This window comes from Balneatrix alpica DSM 16621 (assembly GCF_000619885.1).
Lineage (GTDB): Bacteria > Pseudomonadota > Gammaproteobacteria > Pseudomonadales > Balneatricaceae > Balneatrix > Balneatrix alpica.
The window spans coordinates 565,723-576,957 of record NZ_KK211039.1 but is presented as its reverse complement, the minus strand read 5'-3'; the positions used below and the strand labels follow the sequence as shown (position 1 = coordinate 576,957).

The 11,235-nt window shown below is 54.3% G+C and carries 10 protein-coding genes; 1 reads left to right on the top strand and 9 read right to left on the bottom strand.

Going from position 1 to position 11,235, the window contains the following annotated elements:
- Window positions 1-2 precede the first annotated feature (2 nt).
- The 5 genes from Q334_RS0112020 to Q334_RS0112000 all read right to left on the bottom strand — a co-directional run bounded on the left by Q334_RS0112020 (window position 3) and on the right by Q334_RS0112000 (window position 6,175).
- On the bottom strand, window positions 3-827 hold the full coding sequence (locus tag Q334_RS0112020; RefSeq protein ID WP_027313430.1) for an ABC transporter permease: 825 nt from the start codon (window positions 825-827) through the stop codon (window positions 3-5).
- Window positions 828-838: 11 nt separating this feature from the next.
- On the bottom strand, window positions 839-1,795 hold the full coding sequence (locus Q334_RS0112015) for an ABC transporter permease (RefSeq protein WP_027313429.1): 957 nt from the start codon (window positions 1,793-1,795) through the stop codon (window positions 839-841).
- Window positions 1,796-1,872: 77 nt separating this feature from the next.
- Window positions 1,873-3,471: an ABC transporter substrate-binding protein gene (locus Q334_RS0112010; protein WP_027313428.1), complete on the bottom strand. Its 1,599-nt coding sequence runs from the start codon at window positions 3,469-3,471 to the stop codon at window positions 1,873-1,875.
- Between the two features lie 59 nt (window positions 3,472-3,530).
- The gene (locus Q334_RS0112005; protein ID WP_027313427.1) at window positions 3,531-5,015 is read right to left on the bottom strand and encodes an aldehyde dehydrogenase family protein; all 1,485 of its coding nucleotides are present in this window, start codon (window positions 5,013-5,015) and stop codon (window positions 3,531-3,533) included.
- 17 nt (window positions 5,016-5,032) lie between these two features.
- The gene (locus tag Q334_RS0112000; RefSeq protein ID WP_211249534.1) at window positions 5,033-6,175 is read right to left on the bottom strand and encodes a mandelate racemase/muconate lactonizing enzyme family protein; all 1,143 of its coding nucleotides are present in this window, start codon (window positions 6,173-6,175) and stop codon (window positions 5,033-5,035) included.
- An 80-nt stretch (window positions 6,176-6,255) separates the two neighbouring features.
- Here Q334_RS0112000 and Q334_RS0111995 point away from each other — a divergent pair, with 80 nt between their 5' ends.
- On the top strand, window positions 6,256-7,152 hold the full coding sequence (locus tag Q334_RS0111995; protein ID WP_027313425.1) for a LysR substrate-binding domain-containing protein: 897 nt from the start codon (window positions 6,256-6,258) through the stop codon (window positions 7,150-7,152).
- Here Q334_RS0111995 and Q334_RS0111990 read toward each other — a convergent pair.
- The 4 genes from Q334_RS0111990 to Q334_RS0111975 form a co-directional block, all read right to left on the bottom strand.
- Window positions 7,149-8,768, bottom strand: a complete 1,620-nt coding sequence (locus Q334_RS0111990) for a GMC family oxidoreductase (RefSeq protein ID WP_027313424.1) — start codon at window positions 8,766-8,768, stop codon at window positions 7,149-7,151. The genes Q334_RS0111995 and Q334_RS0111990 overlap by 4 nt on opposite strands.
- A 206-nt stretch (window positions 8,769-8,974) precedes the next feature.
- A complete protein-coding gene (locus Q334_RS0111985) occupies window positions 8,975-9,406 on the bottom strand; it encodes an OsmC family protein (protein ID WP_027313423.1) in 432 nt (143 codons plus the stop codon).
- 108 nt (window positions 9,407-9,514) lie between these two features.
- The gene (locus Q334_RS0111980; RefSeq protein ID WP_027313422.1) at window positions 9,515-10,246 is read right to left on the bottom strand and encodes a substrate-binding periplasmic protein; all 732 of its coding nucleotides are present in this window, start codon (window positions 10,244-10,246) and stop codon (window positions 9,515-9,517) included.
- 238 nt (window positions 10,247-10,484) lie between these two features.
- Entirely contained in the window at window positions 10,485-11,216 is a 732-nt protein-coding gene (locus tag Q334_RS0111975) for a transporter substrate-binding domain-containing protein (protein ID WP_027313421.1), read from the bottom strand.
- Between the last annotated feature and the right edge of the window lie 19 nt (window positions 11,217-11,235).

Below are 11,235 nucleotides of genomic sequence, written 5' to 3'. Positions count from 1 at the left end.
AATTATTCCTTGAGGCCACTGGCTTGGTGGAGTAACCAATCCACCACAAAGTTGACGGCCACGGTCAGCAACGCAATGGCGGCTGCCGGCAGCAGGGGGGTGATATCACCGAAAGTAATGAGGGTGGCGTTTTCGCGGACCATGGCGCCCCAGTCCGCTGCGGGGGGCGGATTACCTAAGCCAAGGAACGACAAGGCCGAGATAAACAGAAACACGAAACAAAAGCGCAGCCCAAACTCGGCAATCAAGGGGGGCATGGCATTGGGCAGAATTTCATGGCGGATCAGCCACCAGAGCCCCTCACCCCGCAGGCGAGCCGCTTCGACGTAATCCATTACGACAATGGACTGGGCGACGGCGCGGGCGAGGCGAAATACCCGCGTCGCATCCAAAATGGCGATGACTAAAATCAGCGAAAGAGTGGAGGTACCGACGATGGTTAGCATCAGCAATGCAAAGATCAGCGCCGGGATAGCCATCAAGACATCGACCACTCGGGAGAGTAGTTGATCCAGCCAGCCGCCAACAACCGCAGCGAGGATACCGGCCAAGCCACCCAGGGCGAATGCCAGTAACGTCGTTGCCAAGGCAATGCCAAGCGTATTCTGTGCGCCATAGAGTAGGCGGCTGAGCATATCGCGGCCCAGATTATCGGTGCCGAGTAAAAACTCTGCCCCCCAGGGTGCATAGACGTCACCGACAATCTCGGTTTCACCATAGGGCGCTAACCAATGCGCCAGCAGGGTGACCAAGGCATAGAGCGCAATAATCAACAAACCAAGTTGGGCGCTGAGCGGAGCCTGTTTCAGGGACTGATACCAAGGCATAAGCGTGACTCCTAGCGAGGGTTCAGTAAGCGTGGATTAGTAACAATGGCGGCAATGTCCGCCAGCAGGTTCAGCACGATAAAGGCTGCTGCAAAGACCAGGCTGGCCGCTTGGACCACGGTGATATCGCGCTTGGTCACCGAGTCCACCAGCAATTGCCCCAAGCCGGGATAGACAAACACCACCTCGACCACCACCACACCGACAACCAAGTAGGCCAGATTAAGGGCAACGACGTTGATGATCGGTGCTAGGGCATTGGGTAGTGCATGGCGAGTAATGACCCGCCAGGGAGATAGCCCTTTAAGGTGGGCCATTTCAATGTAGGGACTGGCCAGCAGGTTAACGATGGCGGCGCGGGTCATCCGCATCATATGGGCCATCACCACCAGTGTCAGGGTGAGGGCAGGCAGCAAACAAATCAGTAAGTAGTCAGACAGGGAGGTCTGCTCAGAGACGTTGGCCAGGGATGGGAAAAAATTACTTTTTACCGCCAGTAACAAAATCAGAATGTAGGCGACAAAGAATTCCGGAAATGAGATTGATCCCAAGCTGAAAATATTGGTCAGTCGATCAAACCAGGAGTGGCGATACAGGGCGGCAAGAATGCCCAGTAGTAACGACAGGGGAACGGCGATAATGGCGGCGTAACAGGCTAATGCCAGGGTGTTGGCAAGACGGCCACCAATCAACTCGCTGATCTCACGGCCATTTGCCAACGAGCGGCCAAAATCACCTTGCAGTAATTGGCCTAGCCAGTTTAGATAGCGGGTCAGTGCGGGTTGATCCAGTCCTAGTTCCTGGCGAAATGCAGCCAGGGTTTCGGTGGTGGCGGATTGGCCAAGAATGGCCTGGGCCAGATCCCCCGGTAGCAACTCAACCGCATAAAAAATGATGATGGAGACTACCAGCAGCGTCACGAGCCCTAAGCCCAGACGCTTTAGCGTCATCTGAATAATGGTATGCATGGTGTTGGCTTATGGTTAGGGGCAGCGCCCAAAGTGGAGAATTTCCCGGCATGGCCGGGAAATCGTGACAGTAGGGGTTAGGCTACCCACCAGCGCTCCATAAAACGCTGGCCATCCAAATCCCAATTGGCGGCAACCTGTTCGTCATGCTGTACCCGGTCGCGCATGGCGACCACATAGTTACCGAACATAGGGATAATGGTGCTGCCTTCGTCTCTGACCAGTTGCTGCATTTCCCCATACATAGCGCGACGTTTGTCATCATCTAACTCTGAGCGCGCTGCGACCAGCAGTTGGTTGAAACGTGCATGCTCCCAGTTGGACTCATTCCAGGATACGCCCTTGGCATAGACGGTTGAGAACATCCAATCCTCTGTCGGGCGGCCACCCCAATAACTGGCGCTAAAAGGCTTTTTCAACCAGACATTCGACCAGTAGCCATCGTTAGGCTCCCGCAGGATTTCAATCGTAATCCCCGCTTTTTTGGCGCTTTCGGCAAAGAGGGCGCCGGCGTCCAGGGCACCATCAAAGGCGGTTTCGGCCAGGCTCAGTTGAACTTTTAACTCGCTCATACCGGCTTGTTTCAGGTAAAAGGCGGCCTTGTCCGGATCATAGCTGCGAATCGCCAGGTCATGATTAAAGAAGCGGTTGGATGGGCCTATAGGGTGGTCGTTGCCCACGACCCCATAGCCTTTGAGTACCTTCTGCACCATCTCTTCACGGTTAATGGCGTGCTTGAGCGCTAAGCGCACATTATTGTCCTGGAAGGGGGCTACATTGGCATGCATCGGCAGGGTGTAGTGCAGGGTGCCAGTGCGTTGTTCTACCTTCACGCCTGGGGCGCGTTCCAGCATCTTGATGGTTTTCAGGTCGGGACGGTCGATCAAATCAACCTGACCGGTCATTAATGCATTCAAGCGGGCAGCGGCATCGGCAATGACGAGAATTTCAATCTCGTTGATATGGGCGCGGCCGCTTTTCCAGTATTGCGGGTTGCGCAGGTAGGTGGCGCGTACCCCTGGCTCAAAGCTTTGCAGAATATAAGCCCCCGTGCCGATGGCGCTCTGGGCATCAATGCCTTCACCCTTGGCTTGGCGAATGCCCAGGTGGTAGTCACTAAGGATAAAGGGGAAGTCCGCATTGGCGTCTTTTAGCTCGATCACCAAGGTGTGGGCATCCGCTGCGCGCATGTCAGCAATGCCCTCTACCAAGGGCTTAGCGCCGGACTTGGAGCCATCTTTGCGGTGATGATTCAGGGAAGCAATCACATCCTCAACACTTAAGGATTTGCCATCGTGGAAGGTCACATCCTTGCGTAGGCGAAAGGCCCAGACTTTGGCGTCGGCACTGGCTTGCCAGGACTCAGCCAGCTCGGGGATCAGTTTGCCGTCTGTGTCGATTTCGGTCAGGTTGTTAAATACGCCATAGGCCAGCGCATAGAGGAAGTCATTGTTATAGGTCGCAGGATCAAGGGAATCCGTAGTGGAGCCCTGGCCGCCGCCTACGGTGAGCTTACCGCCTTTTACCGGGGCCAGGCTGCCTGCATAGGCTTGGCTCAGGCTGAGCCCGCCTAGTCCCAATGCTGCCCCAGCGGCTAAGCTGCCGGCTAAAAAACGGCGACGGCTAATGCCTTCTACCGGCTGCTGGAGATCACATTTTTTCGATTTATTATTCATGTTTTCTTCCTGTCGCTGATCAATGGATATCGTGCTGACGCCAAGGCCAGCCAATTGGGTTACACCTTGAAGGTGATGGCTTTGGTCCTACAGTAGTTACGCAAGGCTTCGAGTCCTTTCTCTCGCCCAAAACCGGACAGGCGGTTGCCCCCAAAAGGGACTTCCATACCGCCGGCCCAATAATCGTTAACCGTGATCTGACCAGCGTCGGTGCGTTGGGCAAAGTGCAGGGCAGCCTGAACATCGCGGGTGTAAATGCCGGCGGCCAGGGCAAACTGGGTGCAGTTGGCGGCATTAATGGCCGTTTCCAGGTCATCAACTATTTGCACGCTGAGGACGGGGCCGAAGATTTCCTCTTGAATCAGCTCGTCATCCGCAGGCACGTCATCAATGATGGTGGGCGCATAAAACCAGCCTTGTCCCTGCCATTGCAGACGTTGTCCGCCACAGAGTATCTGACGGCCCCGTGCGCGGGCGCGTTCCACAAAGGCTGCTATTTTGTCCAATTGAGCCGCTGAGCTGATGGCGCCAAAGCTAGGGTTGTCGAGGCTATGGCCAATCTGCAGTTGCTTAACCTTGCGCAGCACGATATCGAGTAATTCGGCATGAACGCGGCGCTCCACGATCAGGCGGGAACCCGCCGAACAAATCTGCCCAGCGTTATAAAAAATGGCGGAGAGGATGCCGTCGGCCGCGGCTTCCAAGTCAGCATCGGCGAGTACGACCAAGGGGGACTTGCCCCCAAGCTCCAGAGTCAGGCTGCTGATATTTTGTGCTGCGGAGCGCATGACATGGCGACCAGTCTGCACTGAGCCGGTAAAGGTCACATGGTTAATGCCGCGATGGGCGACCAGGGGCGCGCCGGTATCCACCCCCAGCCCACTGACCACGTTGTAAACCCCATCGGGCAAGCCTGCTTTGCTAAACAATGGGCCTAGCATCAGGCTGGTGAGAGAGGTGTTCTCCGCAGGTTTGACGACTGCCGTGCAGCCGACTGCCAGCGCAGGTGCTACGCCGCGCAAGGTGGTATTAAGGGGGAAGTTCCAGGGCACAATGTGGGCAGTCACCCCAACAGCTTCCATGATGGAAAAGGACAGGGCTTGCTGGCCAAGGGGATAGCTATCGCCCTGTACCTTATCAGCGGCACCGGCGTAATAGCGCAGGGTGCGCAGGCAAGACTGGATATCCGCGATAGCTTCGCTAATGGGCTTGCCCACCTCTAATGCTTCCACCGTGGCAAACAGATCTTGTTGCTGCTCCAAAAGATCTGCCGTGCGTGCTAGAACCTGCCCCCGTTGGTGGGCGGGCAAGGCCTGCCACTGAGGCAGAGCGGCTTGCGCCGCATTAACCGCAAGATCAATATCCTTGGCGCTGCCTGCCGGGATACGGGCAAAGGCTTGCCCCGTGCACGGGTCGAGGCTATCCAGCCACTTTTGTGCGCTGGGTTCGCGCCACTGGCCATTAATAAAGAGTTGCTGGGGCAGACCCTTGAGGGTGCCCTGGGTGAGGTATTCTTCACGCAACTGGGCGAGAGTCGGGTACATGGGCTATCTCCCCTGAGTTAAAAACGCGAGCCGTTAAAGCTGACTTGGTACTGGGCATGGCGCAGCCAGTCTGGGTTGACCTCTGCTCCCCAGCCGGGGGCGGAGGAGACTTCCAGGTAGCCTTGGCGAATATCGAAACCGGGGCTAAACAGCTGTGCTTGCCAGGGGTAGTAGTCCAGCCCTTCGATGGAAAATTCCAGGTACTTACCGGGGTTGCGAATGCCGAGCATGAAGTGGGCCGAGAACAGGGTGACCCAGGACAGGTTGGCGGCATGCAGGGTGCAGGGCAGATCGGCCTCGGCAGCCATGTTGGCCACTTCCAGGGTGCGGCTGATGCCGCCCATGTAGCAGATATCAGGTTGAACGATATCGACCACACGCTGTTGTATGATCTGGCGCCAGACATTGAGGTTGTTATCCTGCTCTCCACCACTGACATCAATCTGCAGGCTGGCGGTGACTTCACGGGTGGCATCCAGTTCCCAATAAGGACAGGGTTCTTCGTAATGGCTGATGCCGTAGTCCTGTAACAGATGGCCGACTTCAATGGCACGTTTGGCACTGAAAGCACTGTTGGCATCGACCAGCAGGGTAACCTCATCACCGAGGGTACGGCGCATATGCTTGATAATCTGTTCGGTGCGCCCTGGCCATTGGTCTTCATCACGCCCACATTCACGGCCAATGCGGAATTTGAAAGCATCAAAACCGTGGCTTTCTTGGAGCGCCAGCATCCGCTCGGCTTCCTGCTCTGGGGTAATGTCGCGACGCATACTGGAGGCATAGGCGCGAATACGGTTGTGTTGGCCGCCGAGCATTTGCCAAACACTTTGCCCCCGGCGTTTGCCTTGGATATCCCAAAGTGCTGTCTCAACCCCGCAAAGGGCGCGATAGAGATAGGTGCCGGGAAACTTATGTTCACGTTCCAGTACCCATTGCACCCAGGCATGAATGTCGCTGGCATCCCGACCCAGGCTGTGTGGAGCGATATGGCGATGCACCACCTGACAGCTGATATCGGCGTTGTAGGGGGAAACCTGGCCCCAGCCTTCGTCTCCGTCGGTGGTTCGAACCCGCACAAAGCCGACATATTCATTGGTAAAGGTTTCGATGCTGGCAATTTTCACGCTGGCTAATCCCTGAATGGCTAGTGCGGCCATTATGCTCAGGGCTGTTAAATAAAAACAAACGAAGTATTATTCCGCTAAGGCTAAAAAATATTTGTTCATTTGAGGGCGTTATGAGTTATCACCTTCCCCCTTTAACTTGGCTGCGGGCATTTGAAGCGGCTGCCCGTGCCGGTAGTTTTACCACTGCGGCTGAAGAGTTGAGTTTGACGTCGGCAGCGGTCAGCCATCAGATCCGCTCGTTGGAGTCTTATCTGGGTTATCCGTTGTTTGAGCGTTTACCCCGGAGCGTCAAATTAACCAGCATGGGGCGGGCCTATTTGCCCGCAGTACGGCGTGCCTTTGATGAGCTGTCCCGCACCACTTTTGGGCTTTTCGGGGGGCAAGGGGAGCGGACCATTACAATACGCTCGACGGCATCCTACTCGGTACTCTGGCTGGCGCCTCATCTGAAATCTTTCCTGCAGGCGCATCCGGAAATTGATGTGCGTTTGCATACCGCGATTTGGGTGGAGGCCTTGAACCCGGATGAAACGGACATTGATATTCGTTTTGGCGATGGCCGCTGGCCCGGTTATCAGGTGGAGTTAATCAGTAATGACAACTCGGTCGTGGTGTGCAGCCCGCAGGTGGCGGCGCAGATTGCGGCCTTGACTAGCCTGGAGCAGCTGCAGGATTTTAAGTGTATTCATATCATGGGGCGGGAAGGGCGCTGGGAGGAGTATGTAAGCAAGCTTGGAGTGGAGATCCCATTGGATTTGGGCATTAAAGTCGACACCTCCCTTAATGCGTTGGAGCTGGCCGCTTCCGGTATTGGTTTGGCGTTGGTGCAAAAGAGCTTTGCCGCCGCCTATCTTAAAGATGGACGCTTGGTTCGCCCCTTTGATCTGGAGCTGCCTTCTGATGAGTCTCACTATTTGCTATTGCCGAAAGGGGCGAAAAGCTCCAAGCCAGAAGCATTGTTATTCCGCGACTGGCTATTGGCAGAGGCGAATCCAGAGCGGAATTAGTGACGGTGATCCGCCAGAATCAGATCGGCGCCCCGTTCAGCCAACATAATGGTGGGGGCGTTGGTATTACCTGATACCAAGCTTGGGAAAGCGGAGGCATCGCAGACGCGTAATCCTTGAATGCCGTGTACCCGTAACCTGGCATCGACCACGCTATCCTCTGCGCTGGGGCCCATGCGGCAGGTGCTGCAGGGATGGAACACCGTCCAGGCATAAGCGTGGATATCCTCAATCAATTGTTCATCACTGACACATGCTGGGCCGGGGCGGATTTCTTCAATAATGACGCCGGACATGGCTTGGGTTTGTGCCAGCTTACGCAGGTATTTCACCCCTGCCAGCAGGGTTTGCACATCTTCCTCATTGCTAAGGTAATTAGGTTGAATCAAGGGGGGCTGGCGTGGGTCGCTACTCTTGATCTGGATATAACCCTCGGATTTGACCCGACAGTTTGATAATCCCAGCAAAAAGCCGGAGAAGGGGTCGGGATTCATCAGGGGACGTTTGCCCGCTGGTGCGCGGGTATAGCTGACAGGGGAGAAATACAACTGGATATCCGGTTGAGTCAGTTCCGGGCGGGTTTTGATAAAGCCGCCGGCTTGATTGACGCTCAAACTCAAGGGGCCACGGCGCTTAAAAACGTATTTGATCCCAGCCCAGAGCTTGCCCCACCAGGGGTGTAGTTCATCGTTGAGAGTGGGCTGGCGGCTGGTGTAGAGATAATCCATGCCTAGGTGATCCTGCAAGTGGCGGCCTACCGCAGGTAAATTGGCGACCTGGGCTATTCCCAGTGGTTTTAATACTTCTTCAGCGCCCACCCCGGAAAGCTGCAGCAGCTGTGGGCTATTGACTGCCCCTCCACTCAGAATGACTTCGCGTTTGGCAAATACCTGCTGACGTTGGCCATGGCGCTCATATTCCACCCCCAGGGCGCGGGTGCCGGCAAAGATCACCTTGGTTACCAGTGCATGATCAATCAACCTCAGGTTGGACCGTTTCAATGCTGGATGGAGGTAAGCTTTGGCGGCGGACATGCGCATGCCATTGTGGGTGTTGAGCTGGAATAGACCGACTCCTTCTTGACTGGCGCCATTCATATCGGGGTTACGTACCTCCCCCAGCTCAACGCCGGCACGGATAAAATCCTGACACAGAGGGTGCACATCCTGCGCGGGAACCTGGACCTGAATGGGTCCACTATGGCCACGATACTGCGGGTCACCCTGGATAAAGGTTTCACAGCGCTTGAAGTAGGGCAGGACATCGGCATAACTCCAGCCGGAGTTGCCCGCTGCAGCCCAGTCATCGTAGTCCTTGGCATTGCCACGTACCCAGACCATGGCATTGATGGAGCTGGAGCCTCCTAATACCTTACCGCGGGGCCAATAGCTTTGGCGTTGGTTGAGGCCAGGGACAGGCTCCGTCAAATACATCCAGTTCACCGCCTTTTGGTAATAGGTTTTGCCATAACCAATCGGGATTTGAATCCAGAAGCGCTTATCGCTGCCACCAGCTTCTAACAGTAAGACACTGTACTTACCGTTTTCACTAAGGCGATTTGCCAGTACGCAGCCTGCTGAGCCTGCGCCAACGATGATGAAATCGTATTTATCCATGCCAGTGACCCTGAGTAAGAAAGGAGGCTGCTACCTTTTGGTAGCAGCAGAATGGGGCCACTATAAGGGCAGAAAAAACATGCTTCAAATATTTATTAATCAAGTTGATTTAAGGCTAAGTTTTGTTTTTCTTTAGGGGTGATTTCCTTTGTTGATGGCGCTGTAAACGGTACTGAGTTGCTCTCCTGATCGATGGCTCAGAGGTGTCAAAGCAGGTTGTGACTGATAGCGGTGCTGTACTGAATATTGTCGTGTACTGGGCAGCGGGCACAGACCTGATCGAAAAAGGCAGCTTGTTCCACCGGGCTTAGGTCACAATCCAGTTGAGCTTGGATGAACAGTTGTTGAAAGCCCATACGCTGATCCGTTGCTTTGCCTAACAAGCCAGCCGGATCGTAGTCGCCACTCACCTCAATGCTCATGCCACGTAGGTTAAGGCGTTGTTGCATAGCCATGATCCGCGCAATGCTGCCGATGCAACCCGCAAGGGTGAAGAGAAACATTTCTAAGGGGGATACGCCTTCATCCTGGCCACCCGCACTTTGGGGTTGATCGATACTCAGGTGATGGCCGCGAATATCAGTCTGAATCAGAAAGTGTTCATTGAGCTTGGCGTGAATACTGAGGGTTTTGTTCATCTGGATACATCCTTCTAAATTAGATTTGTCTAATTTATTGCGCTTGAGGATGAAAGGAGATGATGTGGATCAAGAAGAGGGACAATCCATCCCTGGATTGAGAAAAGGTTATTTCAGCCCGTTACGTTGTAGGATTTCATCAAACACGCCATTGGCTTTGATGGTTTCCAGGCCCTTGTTGACCGCTTCAATAATGGTCTCGCGTTTGTCATTGAGCAGGCCGGTGGTGACATGCAATGACTGGCTGGATAGAGAGCCATTGGTAAACTCAATTTGCTCTAACAGTTCAGGCTGATGACGGGAGATGGTTGAGCGGGCGACCAGTTCGTCCTCAAGGGTGAGGTCAATTTCGCCGGCAATCAGGGCTTTGACGTTAGTCATCAGATCCGAGGCTTCAGGACGTTCAAAGGTCAGGTCGTTTACGAAGGAGTCGCTGTAGCCATAACCACTGATAATCCCCACTTTTTTACCTTCCAGGGTATTCAGGCCGCTGAACTCAAAGGCATCCCCTTTGCGCTTAATAAACTTTATCTCGTTCTTCAAATAGGGCTCGCTATACACCAGGAACATAGTGCGCTCTTCGGTAAACCAGGTGCCGACTAACAGGTCGTAGTTGGCGTTGGTAACCCCATCAATCGCTTCTGCCCAGGTCATAAACTTGAACTCCAACTGATGTCCCTGGGACTCCAGTGCAGCACGGACAATTTCTATTGCTACCCCTTGGGTATCTTGCTCAGGATCGAGAAAGGGCGGCCAAGGATCCCCGGCCCCTACGAATTTATCGGCGCTGGCAAAGGGAGCCAGAGCAGCCAATAAGCAGGCGGTTATTATTTTTCTCATGTTGTGCTTCCTTCAGTAGATTTAGGTTAGCTACCCTCAACTACGGGTATAGATGCTTCTGCTACTGGCAGGGTTCTCTTTCAATGGATGGGACAAAAAGTGAACACTCTGGCAGTAAAAAGCAGGCACAGCATAGGTGGGTTAGCGTGGATAAAGAGGGGTGAAAACGACGCTTCTAAGAGGAGAGGCGGCTAGGCTGGCGTCCCTGCCTGTAGTTTGACTAGCCTAGCTTGTGCATTTACCGAAGATCGTAGTTTTGCAGGATCTGTTCGTAGGTGCCGTTGTCCTTAATGGCCTTCAGGCCGGCGTTGAAGGCGCTGATAATTTTGTCTTTATCAGCATGCAGATTACCCACGGCAACATGCAGATTTTGTGTAGAGAGCGCTCCAGAGGTGAATTCAATCTGTTCCAGTAGGCTGGCATCGGCCTCGGCAATGATGGAGCGGGCAACCAGTTCATCTTCCAGGCTGAGATCAATTTCGCCGGCGACCAGCGCGTGGATATGTTGCATCAGCTCATCAGCTTCTACCCGGGTAAAGGTGAGGTCGTTATTAAACTCATCGCCATAGCCATAGTCTTTAATCACGCCAACTTTTTTGCCTTCCAGGCTATTGAGACCTTTGTAGTCGAAGCTATTGCCTTTGCGTTTAATAAATTTGATGTTGTTTTGCAGGTAGGGCTCGCTGAAGCTGAGAATCATGGTGCGCTCTTCCATAAACCAGGCACCGGAGTGGATATCGTATTCCCCTTGGGCGGTGCCCTCGATGACCTCGCTCCAATTAAGTACTTTGATGTCCAGCTCCATACCTTGGGAGGCAAAGGCGGCACGAACAATTTCCATTGCTGCACCAGGGCGGGCGGGATCAGTGGTAAAGAAGGGAGGCCAGTCGCCGTAAACGGCAGTCATTTTTTCAGCACTGGCAAAGGGCGCCAAGAGAGCGAGCGCAGCTGCAAAGATCAGTGATTTCATTTGCCTATCCTCATCATCA